This window comes from Paratissierella segnis (assembly GCF_014385195.1).
Lineage (GTDB): Bacteria > Bacillota > Clostridia > Tissierellales > Tissierellaceae > Paratissierella > Paratissierella segnis.
Map to the genome: position 1 here is coordinate 1 of NZ_JACRTG010000002.1, position 18,430 is coordinate 18,430.

General features: G+C 30.1%; 18 protein-coding genes. 8 read left to right on the forward strand and 10 right to left on the reverse strand.

The genetic code is table 11. From position 1 onward, the window contains the following. Positions 1-636: 636 nt before the first annotated feature. The 10 genes from H8707_RS00380 to dnaA form a co-directional block, all read right to left on the reverse strand. Positions 637-1,284, reverse strand: coding sequence for a hypothetical protein (locus tag H8707_RS00380; protein ID WP_262428163.1), 648 nt, complete (start codon positions 1,282-1,284; stop codon positions 637-639). A gap of 28 nt (positions 1,285-1,312) precedes the next feature. Then, positions 1,313-2,107 carry a SigB/SigF/SigG family RNA polymerase sigma factor gene (locus H8707_RS00385; protein ID WP_262428164.1) on the reverse strand — a complete coding sequence of 265 codons (795 nt, stop codon included), beginning with the start codon at positions 2,105-2,107 and terminating at the stop codon, positions 1,313-1,315. A gap of 12 nt (positions 2,108-2,119) precedes the next feature. After that, the gene (locus H8707_RS00390) at positions 2,120-2,485 is read right to left on the reverse strand and encodes an ATP-binding protein (protein WP_262428165.1); all 366 of its coding nucleotides are present in this window, start codon (positions 2,483-2,485) and stop codon (positions 2,120-2,122) included. Next, the gene (locus H8707_RS00395; RefSeq protein ID WP_262428166.1) at positions 2,478-2,807 is read right to left on the reverse strand and encodes an STAS domain-containing protein; all 330 of its coding nucleotides are present in this window, start codon (positions 2,805-2,807) and stop codon (positions 2,478-2,480) included. The genes H8707_RS00390 and H8707_RS00395 overlap by 8 nt, the downstream gene beginning before the upstream one ends. Positions 2,808-2,908: 101 nt before the next feature. After that, positions 2,909-5,332, reverse strand: coding sequence for a DNA gyrase subunit A (gene gyrA, locus H8707_RS00400; RefSeq protein ID WP_262428167.1), 2,424 nt, complete (start codon positions 5,330-5,332; stop codon positions 2,909-2,911). Between the two features lie 11 nt (positions 5,333-5,343). Then, on the reverse strand, positions 5,344-7,263 hold the full coding sequence (gyrB, locus tag H8707_RS00405) for a DNA topoisomerase (ATP-hydrolyzing) subunit B (protein WP_262428168.1): 1,920 nt from the start codon (positions 7,261-7,263) through the stop codon (positions 5,344-5,346). A gap of 47 nt (positions 7,264-7,310) precedes the next feature. Beyond that, the gene (recF, locus tag H8707_RS00410; protein WP_262428169.1) at positions 7,311-8,411 is read right to left on the reverse strand and encodes a DNA replication/repair protein RecF; all 1,101 of its coding nucleotides are present in this window, start codon (positions 8,409-8,411) and stop codon (positions 7,311-7,313) included. 20 nt (positions 8,412-8,431) lie between these two features. Further along, on the reverse strand, positions 8,432-8,641 hold the full coding sequence (locus H8707_RS00415) for an RNA-binding S4 domain-containing protein (protein ID WP_262428170.1): 210 nt from the start codon (positions 8,639-8,641) through the stop codon (positions 8,432-8,434). Positions 8,642-8,875: 234 nt separating this feature from the next. Continuing rightward, positions 8,876-9,982, reverse strand: coding sequence for a DNA polymerase III subunit beta (gene dnaN / locus H8707_RS00420; RefSeq protein ID WP_262428171.1), 1,107 nt, complete (start codon positions 9,980-9,982; stop codon positions 8,876-8,878). Between the two features lie 164 nt (positions 9,983-10,146). Next, positions 10,147-11,484 carry a chromosomal replication initiator protein DnaA gene (gene dnaA, locus H8707_RS00425; RefSeq protein WP_262428172.1) on the reverse strand — a complete coding sequence of 446 codons (1,338 nt, stop codon included), beginning with the start codon at positions 11,482-11,484 and terminating at the stop codon, positions 10,147-10,149. Positions 11,485-12,020: 536 nt separating this feature from the next. Between dnaA and rpmH the strand changes: the two genes are divergently transcribed. The 8 genes from rpmH (at position 12,021) to rsmG (ending at position 18,380) form a co-directional block, all read left to right on the forward strand. Then, entirely contained in the window at positions 12,021-12,155 is a 135-nt protein-coding gene (gene rpmH / locus H8707_RS00430; protein ID WP_262428173.1) for a 50S ribosomal protein L34, read from the forward strand. Positions 12,156-12,208: 53 nt separating this feature from the next. Next, a complete protein-coding gene (rnpA, locus tag H8707_RS00435) occupies positions 12,209-12,547 on the forward strand; it encodes a ribonuclease P protein component (RefSeq protein WP_262428174.1) in 339 nt (112 codons plus the stop codon). A gap of 8 nt (positions 12,548-12,555) precedes the next feature. Next, positions 12,556-12,771: a membrane protein insertion efficiency factor YidD gene (yidD, locus tag H8707_RS00440; RefSeq protein ID WP_262428211.1), complete on the forward strand. Its 216-nt coding sequence runs from the start codon at positions 12,556-12,558 to the stop codon at positions 12,769-12,771. Positions 12,772-12,788: 17 nt separating this feature from the next. Further along, positions 12,789-13,499 (forward strand): YidC/Oxa1 family membrane protein insertase, encoded by a 711-nt coding sequence (locus H8707_RS00445; protein ID WP_262428175.1) that lies wholly within the window; start codon positions 12,789-12,791, stop codon positions 13,497-13,499. Next, positions 13,500-14,126, forward strand: a complete 627-nt coding sequence (gene jag / locus H8707_RS00450) for an RNA-binding cell elongation regulator Jag/EloR (RefSeq protein WP_262428176.1) — start codon at positions 13,500-13,502, stop codon at positions 14,124-14,126. A 209-nt stretch (positions 14,127-14,335) separates the two neighbouring features. Beyond that, positions 14,336-15,706 carry a tRNA uridine-5-carboxymethylaminomethyl(34) synthesis GTPase MnmE gene (gene mnmE, locus H8707_RS00455; RefSeq protein WP_262428177.1) on the forward strand — a complete coding sequence of 457 codons (1,371 nt, stop codon included), beginning with the start codon at positions 14,336-14,338 and terminating at the stop codon, positions 15,704-15,706. 63 nt (positions 15,707-15,769) lie between these two features. After that, complete coding sequence (gene mnmG / locus H8707_RS00460) at positions 15,770-17,677, forward strand: tRNA uridine-5-carboxymethylaminomethyl(34) synthesis enzyme MnmG (protein WP_262428178.1); 1,908 nt, start codon at positions 15,770-15,772, stop codon at positions 17,675-17,677. Next, positions 17,670-18,380, forward strand: a complete 711-nt coding sequence (gene rsmG / locus H8707_RS00465; protein ID WP_262428179.1) for a 16S rRNA (guanine(527)-N(7))-methyltransferase RsmG — start codon at positions 17,670-17,672, stop codon at positions 18,378-18,380. Before mnmG ends, rsmG begins: the two co-directional genes overlap by 8 nt. Positions 18,381-18,430: the final 50 nt, after the last annotated feature.

Genomic DNA, 18,430 nt, shown 5'->3' on the forward strand with positions numbered 1-18,430 from the left:
TGAAAGTTTGTCTAGCTCTTTGCTGACTATTTTCGATTTGCTTCATTTCTTCCACAAATCTTTGAATTGATTCTTTGTAATTTATTCAAAGTCTCACACTGTTTAATTATCTAGGTTCAATCGACCTAATTAATGTTTTAGGTCATTGCGTCTCGCTTAACGACGCCTAATTATTATATCAAATTTTTATACTTAAGTCAACTACTTTTTAATATTTTTAAATTTGTTTTTTGAAAATATTATTAAGTTTTTTTGCAGTCAACTTTTATAATATTACACGCAATTGTATTAAATGTCAACACTTTTTTGAATTATTTTTTTAACTATTATTTTTAGCTAAAACTAAGACTTCCTCAACCTTAATATACTTTAACCCTAATCGTTTTAACTCTTATTTTCTAATTCTTAAACCACTTTTTAAAACCAAAGGTCGTTTAGAGGCAATACTTATACTGCCCGATGATGACGTAATCAGTAATCTTGGGTCAATAAAGGCAGAATATTCATTGCAGGAGTTATTCTGGAACGAAAGTTAAGAATCTATGTTTAATGACCCTAGAAACTCTTCACTCTTCATTATCTTTTCAATTGTGAATTGTGAATTGTGAACTGTGAACTGTGAACTGTGAATTGTAATCAACTATCTTTTTCATCTTTCTTTTTTATCATTACTTCCTCAATTAGACCATCTTCTGATGCTTTTACCACCTTTATCTTTAAATCACCTGAAGTGAATTCAGAGCCTTCTGTCACAGGAACGCATGCTTCATCTGCTAATCTACATACTAATCCTCCAACTGTATAACCTTTATCAACAGGTATATTATATTTAGTTCTTTTAATTATATCTTCAACTTTAGTAGAAGCGGAATATACATTTTTACTTCTTTTTATAATGTCTTCTTTATCTTCCGGTATTAGAAATTTTAGTATTGCAAATACAATTGCAATAGCTATTGTCCCTAGAACTAAATCCTTCATCGTATGTGAATAGATCAACATCTTTCTAGCTATTACAAAGAGTATCAGCTCCATAATAGCTTTAGTAGAATGATTGATTATCATCAGCATAAGTTCTACCCCTACTATCAAAACCAATGCATAAGCAAGAAATGATTGAAATATCTCATAAGATTCCGGTGCGTCTGCTACAAAAATTGCTGGAAAATATCTAAATAAATCTATCAATCCAATAATTACACCTATTGCGATTAAAGCAGTAATTATCATTTCTAAAACATAAGTTAATTTTTCTAATTTATGCTCTATTAAAAAGTTTTTCATTTCACATCTCCCAATAAATTTAATTATTTTAATCAATCAATGTTTTCTCAATTTCCTTTCTTAATTTCTCCAATACCCTTTTTTCAATTCTTGATACGGTCATTTGAGAAATATTTAAACTCTTAGCTATATTTACCTGAGTTTTTTTATTAAAATATCTTTCAATCAATATCTGTTTTTCCACATCATTTAATTTTTCCATAGTCTTCATTAAAAAGTCATTGTTTTCAATCTTACTAAAGTAATAATCATCCTCACCTATCAATTCAGCTAAATTTATATCCTTATCATCATTGTTAGAATCATATGTTACATCTAAAGATTGTGGTGTATAAACTTTGCTTGCTTCCATGGCTTCTAACACTTCTTCTTCTGTTGAATTCAAGTATTCAGCAATATCTTCTATGGTAGGAGATCTTTGCAATTCTTGGCTTAAATAAACCTTGGCATTATTTATTTTTTTTGATAATTCCTGAATTCGACGGGGTACCCTGATTGTCCAACCCTTATCTCTGAAATATTTTTTTATTTCTCCAATTATGGTAGGTGTTGCAAAGCTTGAAAACTCATAACCTTTATCTATATCAAACCTATCGATAGCATAAATAAGTCCTATACATGCTACTTGATAGATGTCATCATATTCAATGCCTCTATTAGCATATTTTTTAGAAAGAATTTCAGCAATGTATAAGTGCTTTTCTATCAAAATATCTCTTGTTTCTTTATCCCTTGTTTCGCTATAATATTTAAATAGATCCTTTATATTCATTTTTTCTTTGTCTTTTAAATTTCCATTTTCATAGTAGTTCTTATTTATCATAGACTACCATCCTTATTTAATATATTTTGTCATCTCAATACCTTCATCAGTAAAGTCAACTTTGTCCATTAATGATTTTATAATTAAAATTCCAAGTTCTCTATCTTTTTTTTCTTCTATTTCTTTTGGTATATTATCTTTACAATTTGAAACCTTTATTGTTAATTTATCTATATAGGATTCATAAACAATAGATATTGAACCTTTATGACAAAATTGTAATGAGTTGATACATGCCTCTCCTATAGATACCTTAATATCTTCTATGGTGTCAAAATCAAATCCTAATTTATTTGCTAGAGAAGAGGTTGTAAGCCTTACCATACTAATATAATCAGGTTTATTTGGTATTGTTAAAAATACAGAATCATTATTCATCATTTTCACTCCTAATTATAAATAGCTTGTCCAGTTCAGTTATATCAAATAGTTTTCTTATATTGGGTTTAATATTTGATAGGTAGATTTTTTTATTATCTTCTTTAACTTGCTTTAAAATACCTATCAATGCTCCTAAACCTGTGCTATCAATATATTCAAGCTTCTTACCGTCAATTAACAAATCCTTCTTTTCTTTATTATATGAATCTAAAACTAATTCTTTAAATCTAGTTGAACTATATATATCCATATCTCCTTCTGGAATTATTACCAAAAGATTATCTTTTTTATCTACGTTAATCAAAGTATTTAATGACATTAAACCACCCCTATCCATTCAATTTATTTAATTTTATAACATATATACATTAATGTAAAGTGAAAACAAAAGGAAATCCCTTAAAGAGATTTCCATCAATATTACTCACCTACATATTTTGCAACTGCCATAACCTTATCATCTCCATCAATTTTCATAAGAGTTACTCCTTGTGTATTTCTTCCCATTGCGGATATATCATTGGTATTGAGTCTAATTATAATACCACTTTGTGAAATCATCATTATTTCATCGTTTTCATATATAACTTTTGCTGAGACTATATCACCTGTCTTGTCTTTTATATTATATGTGATTAGACCCTTACCACCTCTTTTTTGAGTTTTATATTCGTCTAAAGAAGTCCTTTTTCCAAAACCCTTTTCAGCTATTACCAATAAATATTTACCTTTTTCAACTAATTCCATAGCTACGACAATATCATCGTCATTCAATGTAATAGCTTTTACACCAGTGGCATTTCTACCCATTTCTCTTACATCATCTTCGTTGAATCTAATGGCCATGCCTTTTTTAGTGACTAAAATCAATTCCCTTTTTCCATCAGTCATCTTTACACTTATTAGTTCATCATCTTCTCTCAAATTTATAGCAATAATTCCATTTTTCCTAATGTTTGTAAATTTCTCCAAGCTTGTTTTTTTAATTATGCCTTTCCTTGTGACAAATACTAAATTACATTCCTTATTAAATTCTTTAATAGGTATTATCGAACTTACTTTCTCATCATTTGAAAGATTTAAAAGATTTATAATAGCTGTTCCCTTTGCTTGTCTTCCAGCATCAGGTACTTCATAAGCTCTTAATGAATAAACCTTTCCTTTATTTGTTATAAATAGAAGAGTATCATGGGTAGATGTTATAAAGAGATCTTCAACGAAATCTTCTTCCCTAGTTGTTAAAGCTATAATACCCTTTCCGCCTCTCTTTTGAGGTCTATATGTGCCTTCAGGCATTCTCTTTATATAGCCAAAATGAGTTAACGTAATTACTACATCTTCTTCTTCAATCATATCTTCAGCGTTAATTTCATCAGCAGATGGCATTATACTGGTTCTTCTCATATCGCCATACTTTTCTTTGATCTCTAATAATTCTTCTTTGATTATATTTAAAATCATTCTTTCACTTGCCAATATTGCCTTTAATCTATTGATTTCCTTAATTAAAGCCTCATATTCCTCTTCTAACTTATCTCTTTCTAACCCGGTCAATCTTCTTAATCTCATATCCAATATTGCTTGTGATTGTTTTTCTGAAAGACTGAAATTTTCCATAAGTCTTTCTTTTGCAGTGCTATCATCCTTTGAACTTCTAATAATCCTTATAACTTCGTCAATATGATCTAATGCAATTTTTAAACCCTCAACAATATGAGCTCTTTCTTCTGCCTTATTAAGATCAAATTGAGTCCTTCTTACTATGACTTCTTTTTGATGCTCAATATAATGATGTAATACTTCCTTTAATTTTAATACCTTTGGTTCTCCATTGACCAAAGCCAGCATTATAACTCCAAAAGTAATTTGTAATTGTGTATGTTTAAAAAGATTGTTTAAAACCACATTGGGATTCGCATCTCTTTTTAGTTCTATAACAATCCTCATACCTTCTCTATCGGACTCATCTCTTAAATCTGAAATACCTTCTAGTTTTTTCTCCCGTACATATTCGGCAATTTTTTGCAATAAATTTGCCTTAATAACTTGATAAGGTAATTCCGATACTATAATTCTATGTTTTCCTTTATTTGTTTCTTCTATCTCCGCAACAGCTCTCAATATGATTTTTCCTCTGCCGGTTCTATAGGCAGATTTGATTCCTTCTTTCCCCATTATATGAGCACCGGTTGGAAAATCAGGACCTTTGATTACTTTCATCAAAGCTTCAATATCTGTATCCGGATCATCCAATAAAAGTACTATTCCATCAATTACTTCTCTTAGATTATGTGGTGGAATATTAGTTGCCATCCCAACTGCAATACCCGATGATCCATTGACTAATAAATTAGGAAATCTGCTGGGTAAAACAATTGGTTCTTTTAAAGTTTCATCAAAATTGGGTCTGAAATCTATGGTATCCTTACCTATATCCCTAAGCATTTCTTGAGATAACTTGGTCATTCTAGCTTCCGTATAACGCATGGCTGCCGCTCCATCACCGTCAACAGATCCGAAGTTTCCATGACCGTCAACCAATAGATACCTTGTATTAAAATCTTGAGCAAGTCTAACCATAGCATCATAAACGGAAGTATCACTATGTGGATGATATTTACCTAATACGTCTCCAACTATTCTGGCAGATTTTCTATATGGTTTATCAGGTGTCGTACCCAATTCATCCATGGCATATAATATTCTTCTATGAACAGGCTTTAAACCATCTCTTACATCCGGGAGGGCGCGACTTACTATTACACTCATAGAATATTCCAAATAGGACTTCTTCATATCTTCTTCTATATTAACATCCAATAATTTGTTGTGTTCAGTATCCATTAATTTCCCTCCTATATATCCAGATTTTGTACAAATTTTGCATTTTCTTCAATAAATTCACGTCTTGGCTCTACCTTATCCCCCATTAGAGTTGTAAAGATTTCATCAGCATTTATATCATCACTTATTTGAACCCGCAATAAAGTTCTGGTTTCCGGATCCATCGTAGTGTCGAATAACTGATCTGCATTCATTTCTCCAAGACCTTTATATCTTTGAATACTGTAATTTGTTCTTCCCAATTCATTTAATATATCATCAAGTTCCTTATCGCTATAACAGTATACTTCTTTTTTACCTTTAGTTACTTTATACAAAGGCGGTTGGGCAATATAGATATGCCCTTTTTCTATCAGTTCCTTCATGTATCTGTAGAAAAAAGTCAATAATAAAGTTCTGATATGTGCACCATCTACATCGGCATCTGTCATTATAATTATTTTCCCATATCTTAATTTTTCAATGTTGAAATCACTTCCAATACCGGTACCGAAGGCTGTTATCATGGCTTTAATTTCTTCATAACCTAAAACTTTATCAATTCTTGCCTTTTCAACATTCATTATCTTACCTTTTAACGGTAAAATTGCCTGATATTTTTTATCTCTTCCTTGTTTAGCACTACCACCTGCCGAATCCCCTTCCACCAAATATATTTCATTTTCAGATAAATCACTGGACTGGCAATCTGCCAATTTTCCGGGCAATGTAGTATTATCTAGAATGCTCTTTCTCCTAGTCAACTCTCTAGCCTTTCTAGCTGCATCTCTAGCCCTTTGAGCACTTACTGCTTTATCTAATATTATCTTGCTGGCCTTAGGATTTTCTTCTAAATAATTATTTAAATAGTCATAAATAAGTGAATCAACAATTCCTCTGGTTTCACTATTTCCTAATTTACTTTTTGTTTGTCCCTCAAATTGCGGATTAGGCAATTTTATGGATAAAACAGCAGTTAATCCTTCTCTAACATCTTCACCTGAGAGATTTTCTTCCTTTTCCTTTAAAAAGGAATATTTTCTTCCGTAGTCATTTATAGCCCTTGTGATTGCAGATCTTAATCCTGATAAATGGGTGCCGCCTTCAATTGTGTTGATATTGTTTGCAAATGTATATATATTTTCCGTATATCCATCTGTATATTGTAAAGCCAATTCTACAATTGTTGAGTCTTTTTCAGATTCGAAGTATATAACGTCTTTATGAATCGGAGTTTTATTTTTATTTATATATTCCACAAAAGACTTAATTCCACCTTCATAATGAAATTCCTTTAATATATCATTTCTTTTATCATTTAATATTATTTTAATTCCTTTGTTCAAAAATGCCATTTCTCTCATTCTGAATTCCAATGTTTCAAAGGAAAATTCTATAGTTTCAAAAATACTTTTATCAGGCATAAAATGAATTGTAGTACCTGTAGAATCTGAATTCCCGATAACCTCGAGCTCCGATACTGAAATTCCTCTTTCAAATCGTTGCATATATTCTTTACCATTTCTTCTTACCTTTGCTACCAACCACTCCGAAAGTGCATTTACTACTGATACACCAACTCCATGTAAACCTCCGGATACCTTATATGCGGAGTTATTAAATTTCCCTCCCGCATGTAATATAGTTAAAACAGTTTCTACAGTAGATTTACCGGTTTGAGGATGAATTTCTACAGGTATTCCACTACCATTGTCCTCAACCGATACAGAATCATCATCATATATAGTTATTTTAATAGTATCACAAATACCTGCTAATGCCTCATCTATGCTATTATCTACTACTTCATACACTAAATGGTGAAGCCCCTTAGGTCCTGTACTACCAATGTACATACCGGGTCTTTTTCTTACTGGCTCTAAACCTTCCAATACTTGTATATCTTTTGCGGTATAATGTCTCCCATTATTGTCATTAGCTTCTTGTACCATCTACGCTCTTCCCTCCAATTCTAGTTAACTTGCAGTTAATCATTATTTTAAATCACTTTTCCATCTTCTATAATAAATACAGATTTTGATAAGTCGTTAACTGCATTTAAATCAACAGCATCTGTAACTGTAATAAAAACTTGCATATTTTTGAAAGAATTTGATAAAAATTTTCTTCTATCTTCATCTAGCTCGGAAAATACATCATCTAAAAGCACCACAGGATAAACTCCAAAATACTTCTTTATATATTCTACCACAGATAATTTAATTGACAAAACTAATGTTCTTTGCTGTCCCTGGGAGCCATATATTTTTACATCTTTATTGTTAATTAACATCAATAAGTCATCTCTATGAAGCCCGATTTCAGTTGTTCCATATTCTATATCCCTATTTAAATTGGACTTCAATAACTTTAAATATTCTTTCTCAATACTTTCTTTATCAATTAATCTAGGAATATTGGAAAAATATTTTAATTCTACGCTTTCTTTATCACAAGTAAGATTTTTATGGATAGGATTTATAAGTATATTCAATTCATTTATGAATTTATCACGCTCTATTATAATACTTGTACCAAGCTTTGACAATTGAATGTCAAATACATCTATTAAATTCACTAAATCTTTTTTTATTCTGCAAGTTTTTAATAAATTGTTTCTTTGCATTAAAACCTTATTGTATCTTATTAGATTATAACTATATACGGGTTTAATTTGAGAGATACTTGCATCTAAAAAATTCCTTCTTAACAAAGGTCCCTCTTTGATCATTTTTAAATCATCCGGACAAAATAATACAGAAACTAAACCGGTATTAAGTTCCTTATAGTTTTTTAGCTCTGACTTGTTTATTCTTATTCTTTTTGGTTTATCTCTTTCCATCTTGACTTCAATGAACTTTTCCAGATTGTTAAGTTTTGTATTAGCACCTATATATGCTTGTTCTTTATTGAAATTGATCAATTCTCTATCTTTAGTCGTTCTAAATGATTTACCATATGAACATATATATAAAGCCTCAATTAAATTGGTTTTGCCTTGAGCATTTTTCCCCATAAATATATTTATATTATCATTAAATTCCACATTTAAATTATAATAATTTCTAAAGTTAATAAGTCGCAGATTCTTTACATTCAAAAATTACACCCCTTAAGGATTTATATAATAATGAATTTATCAAAATTTTCTATATCCACTATATCATTTTTCCTTAGCTTTTTTCCACGTTCAAATACTTTCTTATCATTTACCTTAATCAATCCATCAGCTATCATTATTTTAGCATGTCCCCCAGTCTGAACTACATTGACAAGTTTTAAAAATTGATCAAGCTTTATATATTCGGTTGAAATAGATATTTCTTTCATAATTACCTCCAAAACAATTCACGATTTCAATTCACAATTCACAGTTCACAATTCACAATTATTAGGGTTGAGCTATAGGGTCTTAATCAGAAGATAATCTTTTATCTCTTCTCTTACCTAGATAAATTCCTTTACCCTATTACCTATTACCTATTACCTATTAAAAAATTATCCATTGTCTTAGTCAATTGTCAAATCTTTTATTATTATTTACGATTTCTTTCACTATTTTATTTAAAAGTCTTCTTGAGCTAATCTAACAGGCAAGACCAAATAAGTATAACTATCATCCTCTACACCATTTATAATACAAGGATTTAAGCTACCCATGAGATTGAGCTGAATTTCCTCCGAATCCATAATCTTGATTCCTTCCAATATATATCTGGAATTAAATGCTATATTTAAGTCTTCCCCATCTTTATTAGATAATACTCTTTCCATTACATCTCCGACTTCAGAATTGGATTTTATAATTATATTATCATCAATTATACTTAATTTGATTAAATTTGCTTTTTCCTCTCTTGCAAGCAATGAAGCTCTTTCTAATGCATTTTGAAAGTCTTTTTTATTTACGATTACTTTAGTTTTATGATCGTCTCTTATAATATCCTTATAATTAAAAAATTGACCTTCTAAAAGTCTTGAATATATTATAGTATCTCCTAAATTGAATAAAACGTGACCCGGTGCTGCACTTAATATAACATCTTCTTCTGTGTCTTCAAGTATTTTATTTATTTCATTAAGTATCCTACCAGGAATGATAATTTTTAAATCTATATTATAATCAGTATTTAGTTTCATCAATGCTAATCTATACCCATCTAATGAAACAAAGGAAATATTGTTGTTTTCAATTTCAACCAATACACCTGATAATGTAGGTCTTGTTTCGTCTTGAGAAGTTGCAAATACAGTCTGTCGTATAGCATTTTTTAATGATTCCACTGATAATTTTAAATTTTCTTTTTGTAAGATTATTGGCAAATCGGGATAATCCACTGCATAATTACCTAATATGTTAAATTCAGAATTTTCACATTTTATGTTTATCTTATTATCTTTAACTTCAACTTCAATAATTGAATCAGGTAATTTTTTTATAATATCTCCGAATATTCTTGAATTTGCAACAATGGAACCTTCTTCTTTCACTTCTGCATCCAAAAACGTTTCAATACTTATCTCCAAATCTGTAGAAGTTAACTTTAATTTATCATTTAATGTTTCAATTAATATTCCGTCAAGTATTTGTATAGTTGTTCTAGACGATATGCCTTTTTGTACAATGTTAATGTGTTTAGATAAATCCTTTTGTTTTACTTTAAATTTCATATAAATTTCCTCCTTAATAGATATAGAAGAATTAAATAAATAGTAGTAATAGTAGTAGGGCATGTTATTATGTGGATAACCTAAAAATTACTTAAGATATTGAAACTTAATAACTTAATAACATGTTAATAACATTTGTATAAAAAAACATTAATCCACAATTATTAATTTTCGCCCTTTATTTCTAAAATAATATCATCTATTTTTCTTTTTATATCTTCATTATTTGAGATATCTGTATTAATTTTTTCGCAAGCATGGATAACAGTGGTATGATCTCTTCCTCCGAACTCATCTCCTATTTTAGGTAAAGAAAGATCCGTTAATTCTCTTGTTAAATACATTGCTATCTGTCTTGGATACGCAATGGCTCTGGTTCTTTTTTTTGAATTAAATTCTTCTAATTTAATCTTATAATTTTTTGATACAACATTTTTAATTAAATCTACTGTAATTTCATGAGTTTTTTTTGAAGAAATTATATCTTTGAGTGCTTCTTCAGCTAATTCGATATTTGCTTCTCTGTTGGTTAAAGAAGAATAAGCAACGACTCTTATAAGCGCACCTTCTAATTCCCTAATATTTGATTGAATTTTTGAAGCTATATAGAGCATTACTTCATCTGATACTTCAATATTTTCTACATTAGCCTTTTTTCTGAGAATAGCAATTCTTGTCTCTAGATCCGGTGGTTGAATATCGGCTATAAGACCCCATTCAAATCTTGATCTTAATCGATCTTCCAGTGTTGGTATTTCTTTAGGAGGTCTATCACTTGAAATTATTATTTGTTTACTAGCTTCATATAAAGCATTGAAAGTATGGAAAAATTCCTCTTGTGTACCTTCTTTACCAGCTATAAATTGTATATCATCGATTAATAGTACATCAATATTTCTATATTTGTTTCGAAATTCCTCATTTCTATATTCACGGATTGAATTAATTAGTTCATTAGTGAATTTTTCAGAAGATACATAAACCACTTTTGAATTTGGGTTCTGACTTAATATGTAATGACCTATTGCATGCATTAAGTGAGTTTTTCCTAATCCTACACCACCGTAGATAAAAAGAGGATTATAAGCTTGCGCAGGAGCTTCAGCTACTGCAAGAGATGCCGCATGCGCGAACCTATTGCTATTTCCGATAACAAATGTATCAAATATATATTTTGGATTAAGTTGGGATCTTTGATTGTAATCTTGTGTTTCATGATTTACACCTTGTCCTACATTAAAGATATTTTCTTCTCCGGGTATGATAAATTCTACAGAATAATCAACTTTGGTGGCATGTTCTATAGCATTTTTTATTAAATTTAGATATCTTCCTTGTAAGATTCCTCTTGTAAAATCATTAGGGGCTCCTAAAATTATCTTATCTGACGAAATGGAAATGGGTTCAATAGTTTTTAACCATGTATTGAAGCTAACTTCAGATAAATCTTCCTTAATTATATTTAGGACATCCTCCCATATATCTTCCAAATTAGATGTCATAAATTAACCTCCTTTTGAAAATTTGAAAAGATTTAATAATTATCAACATATTTATCAACAAAATTTATAAGTTTTTATAATAATATTGCAATAATTAAAATAAATAATTTGTGAATAAATATGTTATTATATTGTTAATTAGATGAAAAAATGTTTAAGTATAAATGTAGTCCACATATATTAAAAAAGGAAAATGTGGACAAAAACTTAAACAAAACCAAATAAATACTAATAACTGCGGTAATATTCAGAAGTTATACACACCTTATCCACAGTTTGTGTATAACTTTATGAATTTAACAACATATTAACATCTTATTTAATAATATCAAAAGTTCAATTGTTATTCAATAAAATTATCCACAAGTATATAAAGTTGTTGATATCTATTTTGTGTAACTAGGTAATTTAAATTCTTGACATAACTATTTGTAATAAATATAATCAATAGTAGTCTTATAATTTATTTTTTATTTTATTTGAGCAAAACTCTATATTTTTATATAGGTCCCATTTTAAGGAGGTGTACTGATATAATGAAAAGAACTTATCAACCAAAGAAAAGACAAAGAAGTAGAGAACATGGATTTAGAAAGAGAATGAAAACTAGGTCAGGTAGAAATATTATAAAGATGAGAAGACAAAAAGGTAGAAAAAGATTGACAGCATAAGGCCGCTAAAGAGGTGGCCTTTTAATTAAGGTTCATAATTTTAAGGAGTAACAATGGATAAAAAGTATAGATTAAGGAAAAATATAGAGTTTAAGCGTGTGTACAATAAAGGAAAAAATTACTGGAATGGAGATTTAACTTTATATGTAAAAAAAAATGGATTGAGAGAAACAAGATTAGGTATAACAATTACTAAAAAAATAGGGAACGCTGTTGTTAGAAATAAAATTAGAAGAAGAATAAAAGAGATATATAGACTCAATCATCATCGAGTTAAAAATGGTTATGATTTAATTTTTATACCCAAAAAGAACGTAGTAGGCTTATCTTATAAAGAATTAGAAAAATCGTTAATTCATGTATTAAGGATGTCTGGAGTTCTAAGGAGATAGATATATTGATGACGAAGATATCAATATTTTTAATAAGGTTTTACCAAAATTACATTTCAAAGTATTTATTACCAGGAAAAAAATGCAGATTTTATCCAACATGCTCCGAGTATTCATTGCAAGCATATACTAAGTATGGATTTATGAAGGGAACTTATTTAACAATAAGAAGAATTTTAAAATGTCATCCATTTCATGAGGGAGGATATGATCCGCTTAAATAATTATAGGGGGTTACTAAATGAGAAATTTTTTGGGAACTTTGATGGGGTCGATATTGAGAGTTGTTTATAATATTGTATCGGGAATTGGTACTGAGCCGACCCATGTTTCATATTATGCGATAGCAGTTATTATAACTAGTATTATATTCAAATTATTGTTGCTACCAATAAATATAAATCAGTCAAAATCTAGTAAAAAGATGAATGAAATACAACCTAAACTTAAGGAGATTCAAACTAAATATAAAAATGACCCTCAAACTATGCAGGTAAAAATGCAGCAATTATATAAAGATAATAATTATAATCCGGCATCCGGATGCTTGGTTTTATTGATTCAATTTCCAATTATACTTGCTTTTTTTGCTGTATTTAGAGAGCCTGCTAAATATGCTTTTACCGAACCGGGATTTTATGAAGCAATGAATAAATCCTTCCTATGGATTGCAAATTTAGAAAATTCGGATCCATATCTATGGGGTATGCCATTATTAGCAGCTTTAACTACTTATTTGCAGACTAAAACAATGCCCACGGCACAAAATGTAGATCCTCAAACTCAAGCTACTCAAAAAACTATGAATTATTTTTTACCAGTTATGATTTTCATATCAGCTAGAAGTTTTGCTGCTGGTTTGGCACTTTATTGGATAATAAGTAATCTATTCACAATAGTTCAACAACTGATAACTAATAGGTCCTTATCTAAAGTTAAGGAGGAAAAATAAATGAAAGAAGTAACAAAGTCATCTAAAACTGTTGAAGATGCCATAAAAGAAGCATTAATTGAATTAGATGCAAAAGAAGAAGATATTGAGATAGAAATATTGGAAGAGCCTAGTAAGGGATTATTTGGGTTGATAGGAACAAAAGAGGCAAAAGTTAAGGTTACCTTAATAAATGATTTGGAAGAAATAGCTAATAAATTTTTAAGTAAAGTAATTAGTTTAATGGGCATAAATGCTACCAACCATATTGAGAAACAAGGCGATATATTGAAGATAGAAATAACAGATATAGATCCGTTGGATATGGGGATTTTAATTGGTAAAAGAGGAAATACATTGGATTCGATACAATACTTATTAAATCTGGCAGTAAATAAAAACAGACCAAACTATATGAAAGTTATAGTTGATACAGAAGGATATAGAGCAAAAAGGGAAGAAACGCTGATCAGACTTGCTAATAAAATGGCAGAAAAAGTTAAATATAGTAGAAGACCCATAAAATTAGAACCTATGAATCCTTATGAAAGAAGGGTTATCCATTCAACTCTTCAAAATTTCCCGGGAGTAGTAACATATAGCGAAGGGGAAGAACCCTATAGAAGAGTTGTAATTACATCTAAATAGTGTTAAAATAAGAGCCCAAGTATTTCAATAGAAATAAGTGGGCTTTTTATAAATTCTCAAGTGAAATTGACAATTTATCATATGGATTTTAAAATATCATAAAATGTTTTTTAAAATAGAAAAATTTATGTAAAATATATTATAATTTATATATGATTATAATCTTTAAGATATAGATAATAATTTTAAAGTGTAACGAGGTGAAGCATATGTCTGATACTATAGCGGCTATTTCAACTGCAATAGGTGAGTCAGGAATTGGAATTGTAAGGATGAGCGGTAAGAATGCGCTAAATATAGCAAGAGGTAAATTTGTAAGTATTAAAGGAGATAATTTCAAAATTGAAAATAGAAAATTGTCATACGGTCATATAGTAGACAATGATCATATTATTGATGAGGTCTTGATTTCTTTTATGAAGGAACCTTATACTTATACAAGAGAAAATATGGTTGAAATATATTGCCACGGAGGGATAATCCCTGTAAAGAAAATATTGGAACTATTATTAAATTCAGGAGCAAGATTGGCTGAAGCAGGAGAGTTTACTAAAAGAGCTTTTCTAAATGGAAGGCTTGATTTGTCTCAAGCTGAAGCGGTAATAGATATGATTAAATCCAAGACGGATAAGAGCTTTGAAGTATCCTTAAATCAATTGGAGGGAAGTTTATCAAATAAGATTAATGAAATTAGAGATTTACTATTATCGATGATAGCTCATATAGAAGTATCAATAGATTATCCCGAGGAGGATATTGAGGAGATAACATATGAGGATCTGGAGAAGGACTCTAATATTGTGAAGGAGAAAATCAAAGCATTATTGTCAACTGCCGATAGAGGAAAAATTCTTAGAGATGGTTTAAATACTGTAATTTTAGGCAAACCAAACGTAGGAAAATCTTCATTATTAAATGCAATATTGAGAGAGAACAGAGCTATAGTGACGGATATACCCGGAACTACTAGGGATATCATCGAGGAATATGTCAATATAGATGGTATACCTTTAAAAGTTGTAGATACTGCAGGGATTAGAGATACGGATAATTTGGTTGAAAAAATAGGTGTAGATAAAGCCAAGAGCATAGTGGAGGATGCAGATCTAATTATTGCAATTTTTGATGTATCCACCGAGTTGTCTGATGAAGATATTGAGATAATTGATTTAATCAAAGATAAAAAGACAATTATATTATTGAATAAAACGGACTTGCAAAGTTTATATGATAAGGATTACTTTAAGAAATACATTAAGAATATGCATATTATATCTACGTCGATTACAAATGGAATTGGGTTGGATATTTTAGAGGATAGCATTAGAGATATGTTTTATAGCGGTGAATTCAATATAAAGTCTGATGCTATAGTTACTAATTTAAGACACAAAAATCAGTTAGAAAAAGCTTTGAAGAATATTGAAAGTGTATTGAACGACTTAAAGGCACAGGTTCCTCTAGATTGCTTGGAAGTGGATTTAAAGAATTGTTGGGAAAATTTGGGAGAAATCTCCGGAGACTCGGTTGGAGAAGATATTCTGGACAGGATATTCTCCGAGTTTTGTATAGGAAAATAGTAAGTAGTTGTTAGTGAAGCATTGCAATTGAAGTTGAAATTGAATTAGAAAAGGTGAAATAAAGTGAAAGACGTAAAACACTATGATGCAGGTGAATATGATATAGTGGTTATAGGTGCAGGGCATGCAGGTGTTGAGGCAGCTTTAGCCGGTAGTAGAATGGGAATGAAAACTATAATGCTTACCATGAGTCTTGATTCCATCGTAGCCTTATCCTGTAATCCGAATATTGGAGGAACAGGAAAGGGTCATTTGGTTAGAGAAATAGATGCATTGGGTGGAGAAATGGCAATTAATATAGATAAGTCTTTTATTCAAAGTAGGATGCTGAATACTTCCAAAGGGCCTGCTGTCCATTCATTGAGAGTACAAGCGGATAAAAGGAAATATCATACTGAAATGAAGAAAGTGCTTGAGAATGAACCCAACTTAACCTTAAGACAAGGTGAGGTTGTTGATATATTAATTGAGGATTCACAAGTAAAAGGTGTATTAACAAGAACTGGAGCTATATATAAGGCAAAAGCTGTAATTTTATGTACCGGGACATATTTAGGCGGTCGAGTATATATAGGGGAAGTAAATTATCAATCAGGACCGGATGGAATGTTTCCTTCTATATTATTATCGGATTCATTGAAAAATAAAGGCCTTAAGCTTCGAAGATTAAAAACAGGAACTCCTGCAAGGGTTCATAGGGATAGCATAGACTATTCGGTTATGGAAGTTCAGCCCGGAGATGAGGAAATTATACCATTTTCGTTTTTGAATATGGATAAGAAATTTGATATTGAACAAGTACCTTGTTATCTGACATATACAACTGACAAGATGCATGAAATAATCAGGAATAATCTATACAGATCTCCTATGTATGCCGGTGAAATAGAAGGGGTAGGACCAAGATATTGTCCATCAATTGAAGATAAAATTGTAAGATTTCCGGATAGAGACAAACATCAGGTATTTATTGAGCCTGAGGGGCTTTCAACTAAAGAGATGTACGTGCAAGGAGTAAGCTCAACCTTACCTGAAGAAGTGCAATTGGAAATGTATAAACATATTATTGGTCTTGAAAATGTTAAATTCATGAGAACAGCTTATGCAATAGAATATGATTCAATAGATTCTACTATTTTGAAATTAAATTTGGAGCATAAAGAGATTAAGAATTTATTCTTTGCCGGACAAATAAATGGGTCTTCCGGTTATGAAGAGGCCGCAGCTCAAGGATTGATGGCGGGAATTAATGCCACTTTAAACTTAAAGGGGAAGGAACCATTTATTTTAGATAGATCTGAAGCATATATAGGTGTATTGATAGATGATTTAGTAACAAAGGGGACGAATGAACCATATAGGATGATGACTTCAAGGGCAGAATATAGATTGACATTAAGACAGGATAATGCAGACTTAAGGTTGACAGAAAAGGGTTATAAAATTGGTCTTGCCAGTGAAGAAAGATATAGAAAGACCATGGAGAAGAAAAAAGCAATAGAAAATGAGTTGGAAAGATTAAAAAGTATAATAATTACTCCAACAAGTGAAACAAATGAGATCTTGAGAAAACTAGGAACTACGGATTTAAAATCACCAATTAGCTTATATGAGTTAATAAGGAGACCGGAATTAAAATATGATGATTTAATAATAATAGATTCCAATAGACCTAAATTGGTAAGGGAAATAAGACTTCAGGTTGAAACACAAATCAAATATGAAGGTTATATTAAAAAACAAATGATACAAATTGAACAATTTAAAAAATTGGAGAATAAAAGGCTAAATATTGATGAAGATTATACGAATATAAAGGGTTTAAGTAATGAAGCAAAACAAAAATTGAATAATATAAAGCCTTATTCGGTAGGTCAAGCATCAAGAATATCAGGAGTATCTCCTGCTGATATCAATGTACTATTAATATATTTAGAACAAAAAAGACGGAGTGAGAAAAAAAGTGTCTGATATTTTGATTAAAGGAGCAGAAGAACTTAATATAAGTATAGAAGAAAAAGACATTAATTCATTCGAGATATATAAAGAAATGTTAAAGGAATGGAATACAAAGATAAATATAACAACGATAACAGATGATGAAGATATAGATATAAAGCATTTTTTAGATAGTTTAACTCCTTTGGTTACAAATCTTTTTGATGGTAAGAAAAATCTAATCGATATAGGTACAGGGGGTGGCTTTCCAGGGATTCCTCTCAAAATTATAAAAAGGGAACTTAATGTGACCTTGCTTGATAGTTTAAATAAAAGAATCAATTTTTTAAACGAAGTAATCAATAGATTGGAATTGGAAGATATAATAGCTATTCATGCTAGAGCCGAAGAGATGAGCATAAAACCTGTATATAGAGAAAAATACGATATAGCTATTTCAAGAGCAGTTGCCTCATTGAATACCTTAAGCGAATACTGTATTCCATTTGTTAAGTTAGGAGGGTATTTCATTTCAATGAAGGGACCGGATGCAGAAGAAGAATTAAAATCTGGAAACAATGCTATAAAAGTCTTGGGTGGAAGAATCGTTGACAAGAAATTAATATGTATACCTGAAAGTGATATAATGCACTCTTTGATAATAATCGAAAAAATAAAAGAAACTCCGACAAAATATCCCAGAGGCGGAGGTAAGCCTCGGAAAAATCCACTATAAATTGTAGTTATTTGTATGAAAATACTTGGGAAATAAAGAAGGAAATAACG

Coding starts and splice junctions, on each gene's coding strand:
- H8707_RS00380 (WP_262428163.1), bottom strand. CDS start 1,284: ATGAAAAACTTTTTAATAGAGCATAAATTAGAAAAATTAACTTATGTT.
- H8707_RS00385 (WP_262428164.1), bottom strand. CDS start 2,107: ATGATAAATAAGAACTACTATGAAAATGGAAATTTAAAAGACAAAGAA.
- H8707_RS00390 (WP_262428165.1), bottom strand. CDS start 2,485: ATGAATAATGATTCTGTATTTTTAACAATACCAAATAAACCTGATTAT.
- H8707_RS00395 (WP_262428166.1), bottom strand. CDS start 2,807: ATGTCATTAAATACTTTGATTAACGTAGATAAAAAAGATAATCTTTTG.
- gyrA (WP_262428167.1), bottom strand. CDS start 5,332: ATGGATACTGAACACAACAAATTATTGGATGTTAATATAGAAGAAGAT.
- gyrB (WP_262428168.1), bottom strand. CDS start 7,263: ATGGTACAAGAAGCTAATGACAATAATGGGAGACATTATACCGCAAAA.
- H8707_RS00415 (WP_262428170.1), bottom strand. CDS start 8,641: ATGAAAGAAATATCTATTTCAACCGAATATATAAAGCTTGATCAATTT.
- dnaN (WP_262428171.1), bottom strand. CDS start 9,982: ATGAAATTTAAAGTAAAACAAAAGGATTTATCTAAACACATTAACATT.
- dnaA (WP_262428172.1), bottom strand. CDS start 11,484: ATGACATCTAATTTGGAAGATATATGGGAGGATGTCCTAAATATAATT.
- rpmH (WP_262428173.1), top strand. CDS start 12,021: ATGAAAAGAACTTATCAACCAAAGAAAAGACAAAGAAGTAGAGAACAT.
- rnpA (WP_262428174.1), top strand. CDS start 12,209: ATGGATAAAAAGTATAGATTAAGGAAAAATATAGAGTTTAAGCGTGTG.
- yidD (WP_262428211.1), top strand. CDS start 12,556: ATGACGAAGATATCAATATTTTTAATAAGGTTTTACCAAAATTACATT.
- H8707_RS00445 (WP_262428175.1), top strand. CDS start 12,789: ATGAGAAATTTTTTGGGAACTTTGATGGGGTCGATATTGAGAGTTGTT.
- jag (WP_262428176.1), top strand. CDS start 13,500: ATGAAAGAAGTAACAAAGTCATCTAAAACTGTTGAAGATGCCATAAAA.
- mnmE (WP_262428177.1), top strand. CDS start 14,336: ATGTCTGATACTATAGCGGCTATTTCAACTGCAATAGGTGAGTCAGGA.